The sequence below is a fragment of the Rhizobium sophoriradicis genome (genome assembly GCF_025200795.1).
Lineage (GTDB): Bacteria > Pseudomonadota > Alphaproteobacteria > Rhizobiales > Rhizobiaceae > Rhizobium > Rhizobium sophoriradicis.
Window position 1 is genome coordinate 165,587 of record NZ_CP104155.1, and the last position, 21,235, is coordinate 186,821.

Sequence of the window (21,235 nt, forward strand, 5' to 3'; positions counted from 1 at the left end):
GTCTCACTTAAGAAATCGGGTCGAGCGGAAAGGCATGATCGGACGCGGTCGGATAAGGCCGGTCAGGCGTGATAACCGAGGCCCAGAGCCGCCCATCAACAAAGTCAGAAAAAATTTCCACGAAATAGTCCATAAAAAACATATAATAACTGTCAAATGGATGCCGTATCGGGATGCTTCAGGAACCACGCCTGAAATCCGGATGGGACCGAGGAATGACCAAGCAGATACATTTCAACGCCTTCGACATGAACTGCGTTGGCCACCAGTCGCCCGGCCTTTGGGCGCATCCCCGCGACAAATCCTGGAAATACAAGGATCTGGACTACTGGCAAGATCTTGCCAGGACGCTCGAAAGCGGGGTCTTCGACGGCATCTTCGTCGCCGACGTGATCGGCTACTACGATGTTTACAAGGGCAACAATTACCACGCCATCCACCAGGCGGCGCAGATTCCGGTCAATGATCCGATCCAGCTCGCGGCCCCGATTGCGCTCGCCACCGAACACCTCGGCATCGGCATCACCGCCTCGATCTCGTTTGAGCACCCCTATCCCTTCGCACGGCGTCTTGCCACCGCCGACCACCTGACAAAGGGGCGCGTCGGCTGGAATATCGTGACCTCCTATCTGGAGAGCGGCGCCAAGAACATCGGGCAAGGCGGATTGCGTGCGCATGACAACCGCTACGAAGTGGCGAGCGAATATCTGGAGGTCATCTACAAGCTCCTTGAGGGATCCTGGGAAGACGGTGCCGTGCTACGCGACCGCGAGAAACGCATCTTCACCGATCCCTCGAAAGTGCACGAGATCGGCCACAAGGGCCGCTTCTTCGAAGTGCCGGGCTACGCCCTGACCGAGCCGTCGCCGCAGCGCACCCCGGTGCTCTACCAGGCCGGCGCTTCCGGGCCGGGCAAGCAATTCGCGGCGGAGCATGCGGAATGCGTCTTCGTCGCGGCGCAGACCAGAACGATCCTGAAGAACTATGTGCTCGATGTCCGGCTGCGGGCGGCGGCCGTCGGGCGCGATGCGTCGAAGTTCCGCATCTACAATCTGATGACGGTCATCGTGGACGAGACCGACGAGAAGGCGCGCGCCAAATTCCGCGACTATCTCGATTACGTTTCCTATGACGGCTCGCTGGTCTTCATGTCCGGCTGGACCGGCGTCGACTTTTCCCGCTACGCACCGGATGATCTCGTGCGCAAGGTCGAGACCAACGCTATCCATTCGGCGATCGAGAGCCTTTCGGAAGGCGATCCGAACAAGCGCTGGACGATCAGGGAGCTGGCCGAATGGGGCGGTGTCGGCGGCATGGGGCCGGTGGTCGTGGGATCGCCCTCCACCGTCGCCGACGAGCTCCAGGCCTGGGTCGAGGAGACCGACGTTGACGGCTTCAACCTTGCCTATGCCGTAACACCCGAGAGTTTCGAGGATATCGTCGGCTATCTGGTGCCGGAACTGCAGAAGCGCGGCGTCTATCCGACCGGTTATCGCGCCGGCACGCTGCGGGAGAAGCTGTTCGGCGAAGGGCCTTATCTGCCCAAGGCGCATCCGGCCGACCGTTACCGCGACATCGAAGCTTTCAAACGCAACCAGGCAATTACGCTGGCCAATGCCAGCTGAAAATTCCAGTTCAACCCGACGAGGTTTTCCCATGGGAAGCATCACCGACACCACGATCGATTACAGCGTCCACCCGCGCGTCAATTCCACCGATCCCTTCACGCCCCGTCCGCGCCCGGTTACGCCGGCGCATGTGATCGGGAGCGACGAGGAGGCGATCCAGATCGCCGAGACGCTGGCCGCGAGCTTCAAGGTCGGGGCGGCCCTGCGTGACCGTGAGGGGCTGCTGCCGGTCGCCGAGCTCGACGCCTATTCGCAGAGCGGTCTCTGGAGCATCAACGTGCCGAAAGCCTATGGTGGTCCGGAAGTCTCCTATGCCACGCTCGCCAAGGTGATCGCCATCATCGCTGCAGCCGATCCGGCCATCGCGCAGATCACCCAGAACCATCTGGCGATCGTCGCGACCGTCGATCTCGACGGCACGGAAGAGCAGAAGAAACTGTTCTCCGGCTGGGCGCTCGAAGGGATCCGATACGGCAACGCTTTTTCCGAACTGAAGAGCAAGACCGTCGCCGATTTCGAGACCAAGGTCGTTCATGACGGCGACGACGTGGTCGTCGACGGAGAGAAATTTTATACGACTGGCGCGCTCCTTGCCCATATCGTGCCGATCGTCGGTGTCGATGAGACCGGCCAGGGCTATCTCGTCTTTGCCGACCGCGATGCCCCGGGTCTCACCGTCACCAACAACTGGTCGAGCTTCGGCCAGCGCACCACCGCGTCGGGTTCGGTCAAGATCGAAAACGTGCGCGTGCCGAAGGCGCGGGCGCTGAAGGTCACCTCTTTCGACCATCCGACGGTCGGCGGCCCCGTCTCGCAGATCATCCAGTCGGCGATCGATGTCGGCATCGCCCGGGGCACGATCGACGATACGATCGAGTTCGTCAGTAGATATAGCCGCCCCTGGATCGACAGCGGCAAGGCGACGGCCGGCGAAGACCTCTTCACCATCGCCCAGATCGGCGACCTGAAGATCAAGCTGCATGCGGCCGAAGCGTTGCTCGAGATCGCCGGTCACGCCATCGACGTCGCGCGCGCCAATCCGACGCTGGAGGCGGTCTCGGAAGCGACGATCAAGACAGGCGAATCCAAGGTTCTGACGACGGAGATTGCGATCCTGTCGACGAACAAGCTGTTCGAACTTGCAGGAACGCGCTCGACCCTCGCCGAGCACGGGCTCGATCGCCACTGGCGCAATGCACGCGTCCATACGCTGCATGATCCCGTGCGCTGGAAGTACTACCATGTCGGCAATTATTATCTGAACGGCGTCCATCCGCCGCGTCACGCCTGGAACTGAGCCCAGATGAGCACGAATGATCGCAAGCTGCACCGGGAGGCCGCGCTCACCGCCGGCCGTCCTGCGCCGCACATTGCCGCGCGTCGGAGCTTGGCCCATGTCGTCCGGGATGATGCCGAGGCCATCCGGATCGCCAAGGACCTTGCGCTGGAATTCGCGGTCGGTGCCGCCCAGCGGGACCGCGAACGACGCCTTCCGCTCGCCGAGATCGACCGCTTCTCGCAGAGCGGTCTCTGGGCGATCAGCATCCCGAAAGAATATGGCGGCGCCGGCGTCTCGGCGGTGACGCTGGCCGAGGTCACAGCCATCATCTCGGCTGCGGATTCATCGATCGGGCAGATCCCGCAAAACCATTTCTACATGGTGGAGGCGCTGCGACTGGCCGGCGGCGAGGAGCAGAAGCAGCACTATTTCCGGCGCGTGCTGGAAGGTGACCGTCTTGGCAACGCCTTCACGGAGATCGGCACGAAGACCCCGGTCGACTTCAAGACGCATTTCGCCGAGCGCGACGGGAAGCTCTATCTGAACGGTCAGAAGTTTTATGCGACCGGCTCACTCTTCGCCCATATCGTCGTCGCCGTGGCGAAGGGACCGAACGGCCGTGTCCATTTGGTCTTCATCGACCGGGCGACGCCGGGGCTCGACTTCGTCGACGACTGGTCGTCCTTCGGCCAGCGTTCGACGGGCAGCGGGACCGTGACCTTCGATGACGTCGAGGTGACGCCGTTCCAGATCGTCGACCATGATGGAAGCTTCGAAGAGCCGACGCCGATGGGTCCTTTCGCGCAGATCATCCATGCCGCCATGCAGGTCGGCATCGCGCGCGGGGCGCTCGCGGAAACGATTTCCTATGTTCGTGCCCATGCGCGGCCATTTTTTGAACTGACGATCGAGCACGGTTATGAGGATCCGCACACCATACACGGCGTCGGCGATGTGGCGATCAGAGTGCATGCGGCCGATGCGCTGCTCGCAAGGGCCGGCCGGATCGTCGACCGCGCCACCACAGAACCGACGGCGTCGAACGTAGCCGAGGCATCCATCGCTGTCGCGGAGGTTAAGGCGCTCGGGACGGAAGTGGCCCAGCTTGCCGCCACCAAGCTTATCGAGTTCGGTGGCGCGCGTTCGACGCTCGAAAGCTATGGGCTCGACCGCTTCTGGCGCAATGCCCGGACGCATTCGCTGCATGATCCGGTGCGCTGGAAATACCACCATATCGGAAACTTCTATCTGAACGGCATCCTGCCCCCGCGGCATGGCGCCCTCTGATTTCGGAACTCACAATCTCGCGGCTATCTGCGACGGCTCCCGCGTTTCGACAGGAATGGAATAATGGCAATCGACAAGCCTCTCGACTTTCTCTGGTTCATCCCTTCCTCTGGTGATGGTGCGTATCTGGGGTCGGACGATCTCAGCCGCCCGGCCGATCCCGGCTATTTCCGCGAGATCGCGAAGGCTGCCGACCGGCTGGGATATTCCGGCGTGCTTATCCCAACGGGGGCGGCGTGCGAGGAATCCTTCATTCTGGCTGCGGATCTGGCCGCCCATACCGAGCGGCTGAAATTCCTGGTGGCCATTCGGCCGGGCACGGCATCGCCGGCCTATTATGCCCGCCTCGCCGCGACGCTCGACCGCGTTTCCAACGGCCGGCTGCTGATTAATATCGTGGTCGGCGGCAGTGCCCAGGAGCTCGCCGGTGACGGCATTTTCCTGCCGCATGACGAACGCTACGATCATGCCGGCGAGTTCTTCCAGGTGTTCAACTCGCTGGTCGAGACCGGTAAGGCCAATCTCGACGGCAAGTATATCAAGGCCATCGATGCGAGACTTGGCCTGCCGCCCGTACAGGAACCACGCCCTCCGCTCTATTTCGGCGGATCGTCCGACGCTGCGATCGCCTTTTCCGGCGGCATCACCGACAAGTACCTGACCTGGGGCGAACCGCCGGCGCAAGTGGCAGAGAAGATTGCCAAGGTCCGCAAGGCCGCCGCGGCGCAGGGCAAGTACGTCACCTTCGGCATCCGTCTCCACTTCATCGTTCGCGAGACCGATGAAGAGGCCTGGGCCGCGGCTGACCGGCTGATTTCCAAGCTTTCCGACGAAACGATTGCCGCAGCGCAGGAGGTGTTCGCCAAGAGCTCGGATTCGGTCGGCCAGGCGCGCATGGTCGCCCTGCATCAGGGGCGCCGCGACAAGCTCGAAGTCTCTCCCAATCTCTGGGCGGGGATTGGTCTCGTCCGCACGGGCGCGGGAACCGCGCTGGTCGGATCTCCGAAGACGATCGCGGAACGTCTCCGTGAATATCAGGAGCTCGGGATCGATACCGTCATCGCCTCCGGCTATCCGCATCTGGAAGAAGCCTACCGGGTTTCCGAGTTGCTCTTTCCCGAAATCGGCCTGCCGGGCCCCCACGGGCAGATCCGCTCCTCTTTCGGCGAACGCCGGGTCTTTGGGGGAGGCGGACATGGCGGGAACGTGAAGATCGCATCCGCCTCCTGAGGAATTACAACGAACGCCTCCAGTCTCAAAGGACTGGGGGCGGCGGCGCTACGCTGCATGTTCCACGGCGCCCTACACCGCCACGCCGAAATCCGCCGCCAGCACCGCATCCTCAGCGCCCGCGAATACGGACGCTGCGGACTATCCAGCACCGTCCGCGCCTAGCCGCGCCCGACGATTTCGCTCTTGCGCATGATGACGATATTGTCGGTGACGTAATAGGCCGTCGCGAGATCTGCGTGAGCCCTCTGTCAGTTGACCGCAGCGCGTCGACGATCTGCTGGGTGACATCGTCCTGAACCGCGAATATGTCGGTCAGGTCGCGATCGAACCGCTCCGCCCAGAGATGGCCGCCGGTGGTCGCGTCGATGAGCTGCGCGGTGATGCGGAGCCTGTTCCCCGATTTGCGCACGCTGCCCTCAAGCACATGCCGCCGCCGAGCTTGGTGCCGACCTCCTGAACATGGACGTTCTTGCCCTTGAAAGTGAACGACGAATTGCGGGCGATGACGAAGAGCTGCGACAGCTTCGACAGCGCCGATGTCTTCCGAGATGCCGTCGGCGAAATAGTCCTGTTCGGCATCGCCGCTCATATTGACGAAGGGCAGCACGGCGATCGACAGCTTCGGCGATGCTGCCGCCGCGGGTTGGCCCAGATGGATACCGATCCGGAACTCGATGCGACGGTCCTGCGGCACGCCGGCAACGACTTGGTATTCCTTCCCTACACGTCGAAATTTGTCGGCAGGACAATCATGTCCCGGATCGTGACGTTGCGCGGGCGGGTCAGCATGAAGATGATGGCATCGGAGACCTCTGAGGGCTCGATCAAACTCCCATTGGCTTTTGCTTTCTCAAGATTTTCCGCGGGCCAATCGGCAAGCAGAGCGGAAATAACCGGGCCGGGCGACACCTGGCTGACCCTGATGCCGTGGTTTTTCAACTGCCGGCGCATGATCTGGACGAAACTGGTAATCGCCCATTTGGAGCTGGAATAGACCGGCTCCCACTGGATCGGCGCATGGCCGGCTACGGAGCAGGTGACCAAAATGTCCCCGGTCCCCCGCTCGATCATATGCGGAGCGATGTCGCGGACGTTCTTCATGACGGCGTTCACGTTGAGATTCAGCATCCGATCGATTGCCGCGGTATCGGTATCGATAAGATCCCCGCCAATGTAGGATCCTGCATTGCAGTGCAGGATGTCGAGGTGATCGACCTTTGCCAGGATTTCCGGCACCATGGCCGCACAACTTTCAGCGTCCAGAAGATCGGTGACCTGCATGGCGACGGCGTCGCCGAACTCGGCAGCGTAGGTTTCCAGCGCCTGTCTGTTGTAGTCGACCATCACGACCTTGGCGCCGGCATCGATCAGGGCACGGGTCGTCGCCAGGCCGATACCGGAAGCTGCGCCGGTTACCGCAGCGATCTTTCCTTCGAGTGGTTTAGTCATTGTCTTGTCTCGCCTTTTGATTTTCAGACAGCAAGGAAGCCGCCGTCGACTGGCAGGACTGCGCCGGTGATCATCGGGGCGTCCTCTGAAATAAGCAGTGCGATCGAGCGCGCGACATCGTCGACCTCTGCAAAACGCGCCATCGGGTGGCGAACGATCATCGGGTTACGTTTGGAAGGCTCGGACCAGGCCTTGGCGGCAAGCTCCGTCATGGTCACCGTAGGCGCCACTGCATTGACCCGGATTCCATAGGCGCCGAGTTCCCTGGCCATGACACGTGTCGCGCCTTCCAGTCCCGCCTTCGAAGCGGCGTAAGCCATGTGATCCACGAAACCCCGATGTCCGGCGATCGAGGTCACATTCACGATCGTGCCGCCGCCTCCGTTTGCAATGCGAGCCCGCGCGAACTCCTGCGCACAAATCAGCGCGGCCCGCAGGTTGATGCCGAGGACCTGCTCATAGCCCTCCTCGGTCATATCGATGACGCTTTCAAGCACGTTGGTTCCCGCGCAGTTGATCAGCGCGTCTGCCAGCCCCGCCTTCTTCATGGCGGCGCGTGCTGCTGCATTGTCGGCGAGATCGACTGAGACCACCGTCGCGCCGAACTGTGCCGCAAGATCATCCAGATCGGCCTGCGTACGCGACAAGGCGACTATTCGTGCGCCACGGTGGGCGAGCAGTTCGACGCAGGCGCGACCGATGCCCTTGCCGGCACCGGTGATGATTACCGTTTTTCCTGTAAAGTCGGACATGGTTGATCCTTCCGATGCCTGTTGCTCAGAACGGGAGTCTTTGCTCGGTTTTTCTGTCGAACACATGAGCCGCGGCAGGATCGACGTCGAGCCGTATCCGGTCGCCCGGCTTCAGCGCGTGTCGCTCGCGAAAGGCGCACAAGACCCGCTTGCCTGCCAATTGGACTGCCAGCAGAATTTCGGCCCCCGTCGGCTCGATCAACTCGACAGTTGCCGGTACGCCCGCATCGCCGTTCGACAATATCCACTGGTCAGGACGGACCCCGTATATCACCTCCTGGCCGTTGGTTGCCCGCGTGCCTTGTGGAAGGGGAAGAGCCGACCCATCGGCGAGCCGCGCTGAGTTCAAAGAGAGATCGATTGTGGCCGGCAGCATGTTCATCGCCGGCGATCCGATGAAGCCGGCGACGAAGGTATTTGCCGGCCTGTCGTAAAGCTCCAGTGGCGCACCGATCTGCTCCACCTTGCCGTCGCGAAGCACGACAATGCGGTCCGCCATTGTCATGGCTTCAATCTGGTCATGCGTGACATAGACGGAAGTAGCGCCGAGGCGCTGGTGAAGAGCCTTGATCTCCGAACGCATATCCACGCGCAACGCGGCGTCCAGGTTTGACAGCGGCTCGTCGAAAAAGAACGCCTTTGGGCGGCGAACCATCGCGCGCCCCATGGCAACACGCTGCCGCTGGCCTCCGGAGAGCGCCTTCGGATATCGGTCGAGATAGGGCGTAAGCCGCAACATCTCGGCAGCCTTGTCGACCTTGGCGTTGCGATCGGCAAGATTCTCGCCGCGCAATTTCAGTGCGAAGGCCATGTTCTCCCGAACGGTCATGTGCGGATAAAGCGCGTAGTTCTGGAACACCATCGCCACGTCCCGATCCTTGGCGGCGATGTTGTCGATGCGATTTCCGCCAAGCTTGATCGTGCCGCCGGTGATCTCCTCGAGGCCGGCAAGCGACCGCAGCAGCGTGGATTTGCCGCAACCGGAGGGACCGACCAGCACGACGAACTCACCGTCGGCTATATCGAAAGAGATGTTGCGCAGTGCGTGATAGGAGCCGTAATGCTTGTCGACCTTGTCGAGTTCGATCGTCGCCATGTGTCAATCCTTGATCAGTTGTGGTCGGGGCGGGTCTGCCGGCAGCGTCACCACGAGGTATCCTGCATCGGCGACGACGATGCTGCCGGTCATCAGGCTGGCAGCATCGGAGGCCGGGAACAGCACGACCGACGCAATTTCCTCGACGTCGCCCATGCGCTTCATCGGCTTCATGTGCATCCAGTCCTTGTCCCGCAGGCATAGCCGATGTTGCGCCCCGCGCCGGTGACGACCGCCACTCTTCCACTGAGATCCAACTTCCGCAGGAACATGCTACTTCCCAAGCTCGATCTGGATCTTCACGGAGGACGGCTTCGGTCGCACGGCGTAATCGAACGCTTCGACGGAATCCTCGAAGGCGTAGGTATCGGTGATCAGCGCATCGACATTGATCTGGTTCGATCCCAAGAGCGCGACGATGCGCGGGTAGACATGGGCGTAGCGGAACACGTGTTCGATGCGCAGTTCCTTGGTCTGGGCGATGACGACATCGAGCGGGACCGGCTTCACGGGCATGCCGACAAGGACGATGGCGCCGCCGGGGCAACCATGGTGCGCCGTGTCTGCGATCACTTCGGCCGCGCCGGAACATTCGAAGACGACATCGACGCCCCAGCCGTCGGTTTCGCGGGCTATGACACTCTTCAGGTCCTGCGAACGGACGTTGACGGTCATGATGGCAGGGCCGAGCCTGCGCGCCACGGCAAGCTTTTCGTCGACGACGTCGGTCACGATAACTCTGGCGCAGCCAGCCGACAGCGCCGCGATCGCCGTCACCATGCCGATCGGCCCGGCACCCGTGACCAGCGCGATCGCACCGGGCGTCAGCCTCGCCTTGGAGACTGCGTGAAACCCTACGGCCAGCGGCTCGACCATCGCGCCAGCGGCGTAGGAAACGTTGTCCGGAAGCTTGAAGGTAAAGGCCGCCGGGTGGACCACGCTCGGTCTCAGCACGCCATGCACCGGCGGCGTCGCCCAGAAGCGCACCGCGGGATCGAGGTTGTAGAGACCCAGCCGCGACGCACGACTTTGAGGGTCGGGAATGCCGGGCTCCATGCAAACGCGGTCGCCCACTTTCAGGTTCTGGACCGCGCTGCCGACCTCTTCGATGATGCCGGCCGCTTCGTGGCCGAGGATCATCGGCTCGCGCACGACGAAAGGGCCGATCGCGCCGTGCGTGTAATAGTGAACGTCCGATCCGCAGACGCCAACGGTCTTGATGGCAATGCGCACGTCGGTGGGACCGAGCGCCTCCTTCGGGTCCAGGTCGCGAATGCGCAGTTCGTCTTTGCGTTCGAGGACGAGTGATCTCATGTCTTCAGCCCTTTCGGATAATGAATACGGCCAGCGCCAGGCAGAGCACCGTCGCCACCCATAGGGGCAACACGCCCTCGAGGAAGCGCATCCATAGAAGATGCACCAGGATCAGGATCACGACCGAGATGAAGCCCCTGTCGAAGCCGTTGGTTCGGATCGGCAGGAATCCGTCGCGTTGGGTTTTCTGGGGTTGAACGCCAGCCATCATCTTACCCTTTCAATGCGCCGAACGTGAGGCCGGTCACGATGTGTTTCTGGACGAAGCCGAGCACGATCAGGGCCGGGAGCGTGGTCAGGAACGCCATCGCCGCCATCTCGCCCCAGTTCGTTCCGGTGACGGAGACATATTCAGCGAGCGCTGTCGTCACGGTTCTGGCGTTAGCCGACGACGTTAGGGTCGCTGCGAACAGGTACTCGTTCCAGGCGAAAATCCAGGTCAGGATGAAGGTGACGGCCAATCCCGGCCGCGCCAGCGGCAGGATGACGTTGGACAGCACCTGGCCGGTTGTCGCACCATCGACCCGCGCCGCTTCGTCAAGCTCCAGCGGAATCCCGTCGAGCATGCCCTTCAACAGCCAGACGGCGAAGGGCAGGTTGAAGACGCAATAGAGCAGGATCAGGCCAATCTTCGTGTCGAACAGCATGAAATCGCCGAACACGAACCACTTGGTGAACAGCAGGAAGAGCGGCAGCAGAAACACGGCTGGCGGCGCCATGCGGTTGGTGATCAGCCAGAAAAACACGTTGTCGCCGCCGCCGATTTTGTAACGCGACAGCCCGAACGCCGCGAGCAGGCCGAGCGCGCACACCAGCGCTGCGTTCGATGTCGCCACGATCAGCGAATTCCAGAGATACTGCAGGAAGGTGGAGCTGTTCAGCACCGCCAGGAAATTGTTCCAGTAAAGATCGTCGATGAGGAACGATTTCGAATAAAGCTTCACGCGGGGGCGCATGGAAACGACCAGCATCCACCAGACCGGAAGCAGCGTCAGAATGGTCAGGCATATCCAAAGGACGAAGGAGGCTATACCGAAGCGTTTCATTGTGCGCCTCCCTTGCGGCCGGTCATGGCGACGAACAGTAGCCAGCTCAGAACGATCGTGACGTAAAGCGTCAGCAGCGACATGGCCGCACCGTAGCCGTAATCGGTCTTCGGAAAGACGTTGATCCAGATATGAAGGCCGATGAACCGGGTGGCCTCGGCCGGACCACCCTTGGTCAGCATCCAGATTTCGTCGACCGAGCGCAATGCGTCCATCAGCCGGATGAAGACGGTCGTCAGCAGCACCGGCTTCAACATCGGAACGATCACGTACCAGAAAATCTGCAGCTTGTTGCCGCCGTCGATCTGCGCCTGTTCGAGCGGTTCTTTCGGCAAGGCGGTCAGTCCCGCCATGAGCGACAGCGTGACGAACGGCGTCCAGTGCCACAGGTCCATGATGATCGCCGTGGCGAAGGCGTGATAGGCATTGGTCGAGATGTTGTAGTCGATGCCGAACCACAGTTTCAGGTAATAGGGCACGATGCCCAAGCCCGGAACGCAAAGCAGCCGCCAGGTTGCGCCGACTGCAATGGGCGCGACAACGATCGGCAGTGTGTGGATCGTGCGAAAGAACTGCCGGCCCCACAGGCGGTCTGCCATCAGCGCGCGGGCCAGGACGTAGCCCAACAACAGTTCGCTCACGACGACGAAGAATGCGAAGACCAGGGTGCGCGCCAGCGAGTTCAGGAATGTCGCGTCAAAAACGAGGCTGCGATAATTCTGGAGGCCTGCCCAGCGCAGGGTGGGGTCGACTGCGTTGGTGTTCCAGTCGAAGAAGCCGACATAGAGAATGTAGATGAAGGGAACGAACCCGACAACGAACAGGATTAGCGTGGCTGGTGTTAGAAACAGCCATCCGATGTTGGATTGTCTCATCCTGCGCTCCGTCAGATCGTCCTTGACACTTGTTCGCCCGACTGCCTGCATCCCCGCAAACCGCAGTCAGGAAAGGGGCGGCCACCTTGCCGAAGGCGGCCGCCAACCGCTTGGGAGGTGCGGTCTTTACTTGCGGTAGCCGAGCTTCACGAGTTCAGCTTCGGCTGCGGTGGCGGCCTGGTCCAGCGCATCGTCCGGCTTGATCTCACCGACGATCGCTTTGTAGATGAACGGCGCGACGACCTGCAGAACTTGCGCGTGGAACGGGAACGGCGGAGCTCCGGCGAACAGCTTTCCGTCATCACGCATCAGCGTGTAATAGCCGTTCATCTTCTTGTCCTGATCGACGATCTTGGGATCGTCGTAGGTCGCGTTCATGACGATGCGGGAGCCGGCCAGCGCCCAGTCGGTCTGCACTGAAGCCTGACCGATATACTGCAGGAACAGCAGCGACGCGTCCTTGTTCTTGGACGAATGCGGGATGCCGAACGCGCCACCATCGTAATAGCCGATATATCCTTTGCCGGATTCGGCTGCTTCCATGACACCCGCCTCGACCGGGGGCAATGACACGCCCACCTTGCCGACGACAGTCGATTTGCTTTCGTCGGTAGCGATCCAGGCAGCGTTTTCACCGTAGACGAGGCCTTGGGCTGCGCGGCCGGCGGCAAATGTCCCGGCAACCTCGTCCCAGGTGGACGATGTCGATTCCGGCGGCGCGTATTTCAGCAGGCCGACCCAGTAGTTGAGCGCCTTCTTCGCGGCGGCGGAGTTCATCTGGCCGCCGTTGGCTTCGGTGGCCGCGAAGGTCTTGCCATCGATGCCCCAGTTGTACACGCCGAACGTCGGCGCGACCGACTCGAAGAATTCGTAGAAGGCGGCGGGGTGGCTGGACGAGGCCTGTACGGTGGTTCCCCAGAGTTCCTTGTCTGCGCCGTATTCGGTGAAGAACTTGGCGATCTGGGTATACTCTTCATGCGTCGTCGCGGGCTTCAGATCCGCACCGGTGGAATCCTTGTAGGCTTTCTGGATCGCCGGATCATCGAAAAGATCCTTGCGGTAGAGGTAAGGCTTGATGAATGCTTCCATGGGGACGCCCATGACATTGCCCGACTTCGGATCCTTGAAATAGTTCAGGAAAGTGGTGAAATTCTCCGGCTTGAAGTCCGGCGAAGCGATCTTCGCATTATCGGCGAGCGACTTGGTGATATCGACCAGGAAGTTGCGGGCCAGATACGTGTATACGATGTCCTGCTCGATATAGACGAAGTCATAGATGCCGGTATTGGCCTCCATGTCCTTGATCGCCTTGTCGTACATCTGGTCCCAGGACGTGGCCTCGAATTCGACCTTGATGCCGGTCTCTTCGGTGAACTTGGGACCGAGCACCTGCTCGACATATTTCGACGCTGGGGTCGATTCCGAGATGCCCCGGATGGTCGCGCCCTGATAGGGCTGGGCGGCAGTTTTCCACCAGGAATCCTGAGCAAGAGCGGTCGAGCTCCAAAGGCCAAGCGAAATGAAGCCGACGCCCACGGCTTTGACGAAACTGTTCATTGTTCTCCTCCATTTGGATCGCAAAATCGGTCCGGTTGTGCGTGCTAAACTCTCCTCCGACACGCTCAACGGACCACAATAGTTGTAGAAAGAACGGGTGGACACAAGCGCGGCCGTTGCGCAATACTGATACTCTCATGCGCGAAATGCCGAATATAGTCATGAATTTTTGTGTGCATTGCACAATCGAATATTGATTGGCAGCGCAACGAGCATGGCGGAGAAGCACTGGAGGATGTCCGCAATGTCAGTTATTTCGCCGACGGTCGCGAGATTTGAATATGTCTTGACCGGCGCAGACGAGTCGTTCCTATGGCGCCGCGACGACTATCCATGGGAACGCAACGTCTGGAATTTCCACCCGGAGGTGGAGATCCATTACATTCCCAATGGCAGCGGCGTCCTGCTTGCAGGCGATCACGTCGGCGCATTCACGCCGGGTCATATTTCCGTCATCGGCAGCAACCTGCCGCACGACTGGGTGACGCCGCTCGGACCGAATGAGCGCATTCCAGGACGTGACATCGTCATCCAGTTTGCGCCGGCCAAGCTGGAGCAGGCTTCGGCCTTCCTGCCGGAACTGGCGGGCCTGCGTGACTTTCTCACCCGCGCAAAGCGGGGGCTCTCCTTCAAGGGCAGGGCGCGGGAACAGGCGGAAGCGCTGATACTCGACATGGAGTTCCAGACCGGCTCGGTGCGGCTTTCGACCTTCCTGTCATTGCTCTCGCTGCTGCGCGACACTGACGAGTTCGATACGCTGTCTTCGGAGGCTTATGTGCCGGACCTGAGCTATGGTTCGCTGGAAGCCCTGCAACAGGTCTTCGCATATCTCTTTGCCAATCTGTCGGAGGACATTCGGTTGCCTGATATGGCGCGCATGGTCGGCATGAGTGACAGCGCTTTCTCGCGATTCTTCAAGAAAAACAGCGGCCACAGCTTCACCGACCACGTCAACAAGCTTCGAATCTGGAAGGCGGGTCAGCTATTGACCGATACCTCTATGCCGATAACGGACATCTGCTTCGAGGTGGGCTATCGCAATCTGTCAAATTTCAACCGGGTGTTTCTCCGCCACCATAACCTAACACCGACGAAATACCGGAAACTGTCCACCAACCGCAGAACCGTTCCGTTACCTCAGGCAGCGACAGACCATGTGCCTGTGCAGTGAGTCTAGCGATCAGAAGGAGGGAAGATGTCTTCTCTCCTGCGACTGCATTATGCCCTGACAAACTAAGATCGTGATTTCTTTGTCGTCGTGCGAGAAATTAATCGGAAGAACATGCGTGGTTGTGGTAACACCTCATGTTGTGCTGAGTGGGGAGTAGAACGTGCGTATCGAATTTGTTGAAATAGCAAACTTCCGAAAATTACTTTCGACAAGGGTAGGCTTATCGCCCGAGAAAACCGTATTCGTTGGAGCAAATAATAGCGGAAAGACGTCAGCGATTACTGCGTTACGTTATTTTCTCGTAGACCGTGAGCGCTCCAGTTTCTGCTTTAACGACTTCACGCTTTCGCATTGGCCGACAATCAACACGATGGGCGTAACTTGGGAAGCCGCGAATATTGAAAACCAGGCCCTTCCGGCCCCGGAATGGGATTCAATATTGCCATTCGTCGACGTTTGGCTTCACGTCGCCGAGGACGAAGTGCACTATGTCCAAAAGATTCTTCCTACTCTCGATTGGGATGGTGGATTGCTCGGCGTGCGAATGCGCCTGGAGCCGAAGGATGCCGCGCAACTGCAGCGGGAATATGTGAATGCGCGCGCCCAAGCGTTGGCGCTGCAGGCTGCCGGCGCCACTTTGGCCGCAGAGCAAGGTATGGCCGCTACTGACTTTCAGGTTGCCATTTGGCCTCAGAACCTTGTCGAATTCCTGCAGCGTCGGTTGACGGCTTTCTTCACGGTTAGGGCATATGTGCTCGACCCCGCCGCGTGCGTCGATCCGGAGCATGGTAAAGCTCAGCCGCAGGCCCTCAATGGAAGCGAGCCGATAGATGGCGACCCGTTTCGCGGACTCATTCGTATAGACGAGATTAGTGCCCAGCGTGGCTTCGGCGTGGCAGGTGAAGACAACAACGAAGATGCCGCCGTTATCATCACCGGATCGCGGAAGCTGTCAGTCCAGCTTCGTCAATACTATACTCGCCATCTTGATCCCTACGAAAATCCGGACGCGCAAGACCTCCTTGCGCTTAAGGCGATTGAGGAGGCCCAGAAAGCCTTCAACTTGCGGCTTAGTGACGGCTTCAAGAGCCCGCTACAGGAGATGCACAAGCTTGGTTATCCGGGTGTCACGGATCCGAAACTGAACATTTCGACACGGCTGCGCCCTGTTGAGGGGCTGAACCACGACGCGGCCGTGCAGTTTGTCGTGCCAATTCATGACGGCGAAGCTGCTACTGACCTGTATCTACCGGAAGATTCCAACGGATTGGGCTACCAGAACCTCATCTCCATGGTCTTCCGTCTCATGGCCTTCCGCGACAGTTGGATGCGGGTTGGCAAGGCGAAGCACAAGGCTTCCGACGACACGATCATCCCACCCCTGCATTTGGTGCTGATCGAAGAGCCCGAGGTGCATCTTCACACACAGGTTCAGCAGGTTTTCATCCGCCAGGCGCACAAGATTTTGCGCAACCACCACGACCTTGGCACGGGCCAGAATTTTGTGACGCAGATGGTGGTCAGCACTCACTCCAGCCACATTGCCCACGAGTGCGAGTTTGACTCCCTACGGTATTTTCGCCGCCTGCCGGGCGGCGACAAAGCGATCCCAACCTCTTGTGTTGTCAACTTGGAAAACGCGTTTGGCGCCGATCCGGACACCAAGCGATTCGTGACGCGCTACCTGCGCGTCACTCACTGCGATCTGTTCTTTGCCGACGCGGCGGTCCTGATTGAGGGGCCGGCGGAACGCATTCTCGTGCCCAATTTTGTGAATTACCATACGGAGTTTGAGAAACTCTCGGAAAGCTATATCACTTGGCTTGAGATCGGCGGCAGCCATGCCCACAAGCTGCGCAGCTTGATCGAGAAGATCGGGCTCACCGCACTGGTTATCACCGACATCGATTCCTGCAATGCAGCGGGTGCCAGTGCGCCGCCGGCGCGGGGAGTTGGCTTTACAACCCGCAACCCAACCCTGCGGACATGGTGGCCCATCATTAATGATCTGGATTCACTGCTCGACAAGCCCGAGGATGAAAAGGTGAAAACCTACGGAGACGAGAATTTTTCGGTGCGAGTGGCCTACCAGTCGCCCATCCAGGCGACGTTTAAAGGGGAAACCGCCGAGGCCCTTTCCTACACACTTGAAGACGCCATAGTGATGGCGAACCTCGATCTATTCGAAACTTTGCCGGGAACCGGACTCATTGCCAAGTTTCGCACCGCCATCGCTGATAGCGCAAATCTGAATGCCCTGAGCGATGCGCTCAAGACCGCGCTCGAAGGCGGCGGTAAAGCCGAGTTCGCGTTAGACCTGCTGGAAATTGAAGACCCTCGTTCGCTGACGCCGCCGGCGTATATCAAGGACGGTCTGCTCTGGCTGGCTGGCCAGCTTGAGCAAAAGCAGGTCGAACTTGGCCTAGCCAAGATCGCAGAAAATGACGACGCGCCGCCGGTCGTAGCCTCAGAGGAAGCCGCGGCGTGAACAACCTTGCAACGGCAACATCAAACGTCACGCTCGACGACCACGTTGAAGACGAGCTGGCTGAGTTCCTAAGCTTGGAGAAGCCAACCAGCTTCTTCCTCTTTGCTGGTGCCGGCTCAGGCAAAACGCGCTCGCTGGTGAATGCGCTGAACTATTTGGCGAAGACATATCGGGATGTTCTCCGCCTACGCGGTAGGCAGGTCGCCGTCATCACCTACACCAATGCCGCCTGCGACGAGATCACCCGCCGGACCGAATACGATTCGCTGTTCGTCGTGCGCACCATCCACAGCTTCGCCTGGTTACAAATTCAGGGATTTAATACCGATATCCGCGCCTGGCTGAAAAACAACCTACAGCACGAGATCGCCGACCTTCAGGCCGAAGAGGCGAAGGGCCGAGCGGGCACAAAGGCATCGGCGGCCCGTCAAGCTCAGATCGACTCCAAGCAGCGCCGGTTGGATCGACTCGCTGAGATCAGAACCTTCACCTACAACCCTACTGGCGACAACCGCGAGCGTCACGCGCTGAACCACAGCGAAGTCATTAAGATATTCTCGACCTTCCTATTCACGAAGCCGCTTATGCAGCGCATGTTTGTCGAGAAGTTCCCGTTCCTTTTGATCGACGAGAGTCAGGACACAAGTCGCGCTCTAATCGACGCTCTGTTCGTGGTACAGAACGCATATGCTGACCGCTTTTGTCTCGGCCTGATCGGTGACACTATGCAGCGCATCTATCCAGATGGCAAAGATCGGATCGAAAGCGAGATACCAGAGAGCTGGGCGACGCCGGTGAAGAAGCTAAATCACCGCTGCCCGCAGCGCATTGTGCGGCTTATCAATCAAATTCGCGGCGGCGCTGATGACCACAAACAGGAGCCGCGCGACGACCGGCCAGAAGGATGGGTGCGGCTATTCGTGTTTCCCATCGATGCAGCGGACAAGCCCGCCCTGGAACAATCAGTCCGCGACTATATGATGGGGCTGACCGGCGATCGGGACTGGTCGGACGCTAGCAAATGCAAGATTCTGACCCTTGAGCATCACATGGCAGCCCGGCGGATGGGCTTCCTGCAGATGTTTGAGGCACTGGCTTCCGTGGACGATTATCGAACCGGCTTCCTCGACGGCAGCTTCGCGCCGGCCAGGTTCTTTACGCACTATGTTCTGCCGCTCGTCACGGCACAGCAGAAGGGGGACAAGTTCGCGGCGACGAAGTTGGTGCGTGAAAGCTCCCCACTGCTTAGCAAGGAGAACTTGAAGGCCAACGACAGGCCAATTGCGCAGCTCCGCACCGCCCAGGCCGCCGTCAACAGTCTGATGACTCTTTGGGCTAGCGGCGAACCCACTTGCGCCGCTGTCGCCGAAAATATCGCGCAAACCAATCTCTTTGCGATCCCTGATAGCCTTAAAGCCGCGTTAGCCGCTAAGCTGGCCACCCCGGCCGAAAAACCCGGTGACGAAGAGGCCGATCCCGTCAGCGATCAAATCGCGGCTCTTGTTGCCTTCCTCGACTGCTCGTTTTCAGAGATTGCGCCGTATGCTGCCTATGTTGCGCACCAAGCACCATTCGACACGCATCAGGGGGTTAAAGGTTTAGAATTTGAGCGCGTCATGGTTCTCATGGACGACGGGGAGGCTAGGGGCTTTCTGTTTGGCTACGACAAACTGCTAGGTGCCAAAGCGCCGACGGCCGCCGACATCAAGAACGCCCAAGGCGGTAAGGAAACCTCCATCGACCGAACACGACGCTTATTTTATGTGACCTGCAGTCGCGCTCGATCCAGTTTGGCTCTTGTCGCGTATTCGCCTGATCCGGCTGCAGTTCGTGCGCATGTCATCGCAAACGCATGGTTCGACGCAGACGAAGTTTTGTCGGAAATCCCAAACTACCCTGATGGATGACGTTTGCATGAGCTTGGCTGGAGGCGTTCGGCAATGGTTGATCTACGCTTACCCATGGATCACTGCTTTCGCGAGAGCGAAATCTGCCTCTGAAAGTACGAAAAATGCGCTGATATAGCCTTTAAAGTGCTCTTGGAATGTGGTCGCGCTGCGCCTATAAAGCTTTTTTGGTGCGGCGCCAGCCCTGCCATCGCGGCATCATGCAGGCATAGACTTGGTTGTCCGGTTCATCGTTCTCGGCAAGCATGGACGAAATTCGAACCGCAACTGTAAGATGTCACCCGAGCGTTAGTCCGCTTTTCGGCCTCGCTCTCCAGAACTTCCAAGCCATGCCAGGCCTATGTCGTCCACCGCCGCCTACACCACCTCACCAAACTCCGCCGCCAACACCGCATCCTTTAGCGCCCGCGAATACGCATGCTGCGGATCATCCAACACCGCCCGCGCCCGTCCGCGCTCGACGATTTCGCCTTTGCGCATGATGATAATATTGTCGCTGACATAATAAGCCGTCGCGAGATCATGCGTGATGTAGATGATCGAAAGCCCCAGCTCGTTTTTCAGGCGGCCGAAGAGGTTGACGATGGCCATGCGCAGCGACGCGTCGACCATGGAGACCGGTTCGTCGGCCACCAGCAGGCGCGGCTCGGGGATCAGTGCGCGGGCGATGGCGACGCGCTGCAGCTGGCCGCCGGAGAGTTCGTGGGGAAAGCGGCCCTTCACCTCTTCGAGGGTGAGGCCGACATGATGGAGCGCGGCGTCGGCCATCTTCTCCACCTCGCGCCGGTCGGGGCGGTTGCCCGAGGCGGAGAAATTGCGGGCGGTCTCGAAGAGGTAGCGGTCGACCCGCTTCAGCGGGTTGAAGGCCTCGAACGGGTTCTGCAGAACCGGCTGGACTTCCTTCATGAAGGCCGTGCGTTCGGCTCTGTTGTGGATCGCGACGGTCTTGCCGGCAAATTGCAGCTCGCCTTCCGTCGGTTCGGCCTGGCCGAGGATCATCGCCGCCACCGTCGATTTGCCGGAGCCGGATTCGCCGACGATCGAGAGGATCTCCGGCTCGTCGCCGAGCTCGAAGCTGACATCCTTGACCGCGGTGATCAGCCGCCGGCCGAGCATGCCGCCCTGGCGGTAGATTTTCGTCACATGCGAGAGGCTAAGCAGAGTCACACCTGATCCCCCGTAACCGCAAAACACGCCACCCGCCGCTCGGGCGCAACGGTGACCATGGGCGGAACTTTCTGTGAGCAAATCTCCATGCGCTTCGGGCAGCGCGGGTGAAAGCGGCAGCCCTCCGGCGGCATGGCGAGGTTCGGCGGCCTTCCCTCCAGCGAGGGCCGGGTGGTGGGGTCGCCGATCTTCGGCAGGCTGCCGACGAGGTGCTGCGTATAGGGGTGGAGCGGCGCGCTGAAGAGCTTCGGCGTCGGCGCCTCCTCGACAAGCCGCCCGGCATAGACGATGCCGATGCGGTCGGAGACCGTCGCATGCACGCCCATGTCATGGGTGACGAACAGGAAGGATGAGCCCATCTCGCGCTGGATGTCGCGGATCATCGTCAGCACGTCGCGCTGCACGATCACGTCGAGCGCGGTCGTCGGCTCGTCGGCGATGATGAATTCCGGCGTCAGGATGGTGGCGAGCGCAATGGTCATGCGCTGGCGCATGCCGCCGGAGAGTTCGTGCGGATAGGCGTCGAGCAGCTGCGGGTCGAGCTTCAGCCGCTGCAGGTGGGCGGCGACCTTTTCGAAAAAGATGCCCTTGCTGACCGTCATGTGGCGGAAGGCGAAATCGGTGAAGGAGTGGCGGATCCGGCGCACCGGATTGAGCACGTTCATCGAGCCCTGCATGATATAGGAGAGATGGCGCCAGCGCAGCGCCATGCGCTCCTCCGGCGTCATCGCATAGAGATCCTGGGTGCCGCCGCCGAAGTGAAATTTGACATTGCCGGAGACGACCCGAAGCGGCGGCCGGATGGCGCCGGCAATGGTCTTGATCAGCGTCGTCTTGCCGCTGCTCGATTCGCCGGCCACGCCATAGACCTCGCCGCGGCCGATCGTCAGGCTGATGTCGTCGACGGCCCGCACTTCGCGATCGACGCCGAAGAGGAAGGCGCGGTAATAGGCTTTCAGGTTCTGGATTTCGACCAAATTCTCCAT

General features: G+C 60.2%; 17 protein-coding genes and 3 pseudogenes. 7 read left to right on the forward strand and 13 right to left on the reverse strand.

The annotated features are described in order from the left end of the window. Nucleotides 1-215 precede the first annotated feature (215 nt). The 4 genes from N2597_RS29310 to ssuD are packed head-to-tail and all read left to right on the forward strand — an operon-like array spanning nt 216 to nt 5,424. The gene (locus N2597_RS29310) at nt 216-1,625 is read left to right on the forward strand and encodes an LLM class flavin-dependent oxidoreductase (protein WP_077989742.1); all 1,410 of its coding nucleotides are present in this window, start codon (nt 216-218) and stop codon (nt 1,623-1,625) included. Between the two features lie 31 nt (nt 1,626-1,656). Continuing rightward, on the forward strand, nt 1,657-2,925 hold the full coding sequence (locus N2597_RS29315) for an SfnB family sulfur acquisition oxidoreductase (RefSeq protein WP_183597967.1): 1,269 nt from the start codon (nt 1,657-1,659) through the stop codon (nt 2,923-2,925). Between the two features lie 6 nt (nt 2,926-2,931). Beyond that, nucleotides 2,932-4,194 carry an SfnB family sulfur acquisition oxidoreductase gene (locus tag N2597_RS29320; RefSeq protein ID WP_077989740.1) on the forward strand — a complete coding sequence of 421 codons (1,263 nt, stop codon included), beginning with the start codon at nt 2,932-2,934 and terminating at the stop codon, nt 4,192-4,194. 60 nt (nt 4,195-4,254) lie between these two features. Then, nucleotides 4,255-5,424 carry an FMNH2-dependent alkanesulfonate monooxygenase gene (gene ssuD / locus N2597_RS29325; RefSeq protein WP_183598190.1) on the forward strand — a complete coding sequence of 390 codons (1,170 nt, stop codon included), beginning with the start codon at nt 4,255-4,257 and terminating at the stop codon, nt 5,422-5,424. 72 nt (nt 5,425-5,496) lie between these two features. Here the strand turns inward: ssuD and N2597_RS29330 are convergent. The 11 genes and pseudogenes from N2597_RS29330 to N2597_RS29380 all read right to left on the reverse strand — a co-directional run. Continuing rightward, a pseudogene (locus N2597_RS29330) lies at nt 5,497-5,660 on the reverse strand (ABC transporter ATP-binding protein); the annotation flags it as partial. After that, nucleotides 5,635-6,076: pseudogene (locus tag N2597_RS29335) on the reverse strand (adenylate/guanylate cyclase domain-containing protein); the annotation flags it as partial. The pseudogenes N2597_RS29330 and N2597_RS29335, both read right to left, overlap by 26 nt. Before the next feature lie 71 nt (nt 6,077-6,147). Next, nucleotides 6,148-6,876 carry an SDR family oxidoreductase gene (locus N2597_RS29340; protein ID WP_183597969.1) on the reverse strand — a complete coding sequence of 243 codons (729 nt, stop codon included), beginning with the start codon at nt 6,874-6,876 and terminating at the stop codon, nt 6,148-6,150. Nucleotides 6,877-6,899: 23 nt separating this feature from the next. Next, nucleotides 6,900-7,628 (reverse strand): SDR family oxidoreductase, encoded by a 729-nt coding sequence (locus N2597_RS29345; protein WP_183598192.1) that lies wholly within the window; start codon nt 7,626-7,628, stop codon nt 6,900-6,902. Between the two features lie 25 nt (nt 7,629-7,653). Next, nucleotides 7,654-8,724, reverse strand: a complete 1,071-nt coding sequence (locus N2597_RS29350; protein ID WP_183597971.1) for an ABC transporter ATP-binding protein — start codon at nt 8,722-8,724, stop codon at nt 7,654-7,656. Nucleotides 8,725-8,727: 3 nt separating this feature from the next. Then, nucleotides 8,728-8,892: pseudogene (locus N2597_RS29355) on the reverse strand (SDR family oxidoreductase); the annotation flags it as partial. 105 nt (nt 8,893-8,997) lie between these two features. Next, nucleotides 8,998-10,038, reverse strand: a complete 1,041-nt coding sequence (locus N2597_RS29360) for an NAD(P)-dependent alcohol dehydrogenase (protein WP_096762917.1) — start codon at nt 10,036-10,038, stop codon at nt 8,998-9,000. Nucleotides 10,039-10,042: 4 nt separating this feature from the next. Continuing rightward, on the reverse strand, nt 10,043-10,246 hold the full coding sequence (locus N2597_RS29365) for a DUF2160 family membrane protein (protein ID WP_207241065.1): 204 nt from the start codon (nt 10,244-10,246) through the stop codon (nt 10,043-10,045). A 4-nt stretch (nt 10,247-10,250) separates the two neighbouring features. Next, nucleotides 10,251-11,084, reverse strand: a complete 834-nt coding sequence (locus N2597_RS29370) for a carbohydrate ABC transporter permease (RefSeq protein ID WP_096762919.1) — start codon at nt 11,082-11,084, stop codon at nt 10,251-10,253. Beyond that, the gene (locus N2597_RS29375) at nt 11,081-11,959 is read right to left on the reverse strand and encodes a carbohydrate ABC transporter permease (protein ID WP_096762920.1); all 879 of its coding nucleotides are present in this window, start codon (nt 11,957-11,959) and stop codon (nt 11,081-11,083) included. Before N2597_RS29375 ends, N2597_RS29370 begins: the two co-directional genes overlap by 4 nt. Before the next feature lie 126 nt (nt 11,960-12,085). After that, entirely contained in the window at nt 12,086-13,516 is a 1,431-nt protein-coding gene (locus N2597_RS29380; protein WP_096762921.1) for an extracellular solute-binding protein, read from the reverse strand. Between the two features lie 244 nt (nt 13,517-13,760). On the opposite strand from N2597_RS29380, the gene N2597_RS29385 reads away from it, so the two are divergent. The 3 genes from N2597_RS29385 (at nt 13,761) to N2597_RS29395 (ending at nt 19,082) form a co-directional block, all read left to right on the forward strand. Further along, complete coding sequence (locus N2597_RS29385) at nt 13,761-14,687, forward strand: AraC family transcriptional regulator (RefSeq protein WP_183597973.1); 927 nt, start codon at nt 13,761-13,763, stop codon at nt 14,685-14,687. Nucleotides 14,688-14,847: 160 nt separating this feature from the next. Further along, on the forward strand, nt 14,848-17,175 hold the full coding sequence (locus tag N2597_RS29390) for an AAA family ATPase (protein WP_096762923.1): 2,328 nt from the start codon (nt 14,848-14,850) through the stop codon (nt 17,173-17,175). Next, a complete protein-coding gene (locus N2597_RS29395) occupies nt 17,172-19,082 on the forward strand; it encodes a UvrD-helicase domain-containing protein (protein ID WP_096762924.1) in 1,911 nt (636 codons plus the stop codon). Before N2597_RS29390 ends, N2597_RS29395 begins: the two co-directional genes overlap by 4 nt. A gap of 357 nt (nt 19,083-19,439) precedes the next feature. Here N2597_RS29395 and N2597_RS29400 read toward each other — a convergent pair whose 3' ends face one another. Next, on the reverse strand, nt 19,440-20,198 hold the full coding sequence (locus N2597_RS29400; RefSeq protein WP_096762948.1) for an ABC transporter ATP-binding protein: 759 nt from the start codon (nt 20,196-20,198) through the stop codon (nt 19,440-19,442). Nucleotides 20,199-20,245: 47 nt separating this feature from the next. Continuing rightward, the gene (locus N2597_RS29405; RefSeq protein ID WP_096762925.1) at nt 20,246-21,235 is read right to left on the reverse strand and encodes an ABC transporter ATP-binding protein; all 990 of its coding nucleotides are present in this window, start codon (nt 21,233-21,235) and stop codon (nt 20,246-20,248) included.

Coding starts and splice junctions, on each gene's coding strand:
- N2597_RS29310 (WP_077989742.1), top strand. CDS start 216: ATGACCAAGCAGATACATTTCAACGCCTTCGACATGAACTGCGTTGGC.
- N2597_RS29315 (WP_183597967.1), top strand. CDS start 1,657: ATGGGAAGCATCACCGACACCACGATCGATTACAGCGTCCACCCGCGC.
- N2597_RS29320 (WP_077989740.1), top strand. CDS start 2,932: ATGAGCACGAATGATCGCAAGCTGCACCGGGAGGCCGCGCTCACCGCC.
- N2597_RS29340 (WP_183597969.1), bottom strand. CDS start 6,876: ATGACTAAACCACTCGAAGGAAAGATCGCTGCGGTAACCGGCGCAGCT.
- N2597_RS29345 (WP_183598192.1), bottom strand. CDS start 7,628: ATGTCCGACTTTACAGGAAAAACGGTAATCATCACCGGTGCCGGCAAG.
- N2597_RS29350 (WP_183597971.1), bottom strand. CDS start 8,724: ATGGCGACGATCGAACTCGACAAGGTCGACAAGCATTACGGCTCCTAT.
- N2597_RS29360 (WP_096762917.1), bottom strand. CDS start 10,038: ATGAGATCACTCGTCCTCGAACGCAAAGACGAACTGCGCATTCGCGAC.
- N2597_RS29365 (WP_207241065.1), bottom strand. CDS start 10,246: ATGGCTGGCGTTCAACCCCAGAAAACCCAACGCGACGGATTCCTGCCG.
- N2597_RS29370 (WP_096762919.1), bottom strand. CDS start 11,084: ATGAAACGCTTCGGTATAGCCTCCTTCGTCCTTTGGATATGCCTGACC.
- N2597_RS29375 (WP_096762920.1), bottom strand. CDS start 11,959: ATGAGACAATCCAACATCGGATGGCTGTTTCTAACACCAGCCACGCTA.
- N2597_RS29380 (WP_096762921.1), bottom strand. CDS start 13,516: ATGAACAGTTTCGTCAAAGCCGTGGGCGTCGGCTTCATTTCGCTTGGC.
- N2597_RS29385 (WP_183597973.1), top strand. CDS start 13,761: ATGTCAGTTATTTCGCCGACGGTCGCGAGATTTGAATATGTCTTGACC.
- N2597_RS29400 (WP_096762948.1), bottom strand. CDS start 20,198: ATGCTCGGCCGGCGGCTGATCACCGCGGTCAAGGATGTCAGCTTCGAG.
- N2597_RS29405 (WP_096762925.1), bottom strand. CDS start 21,235: ATGGAGAATTTGGTCGAAATCCAGAACCTGAAAGCCTATTACCGCGCC.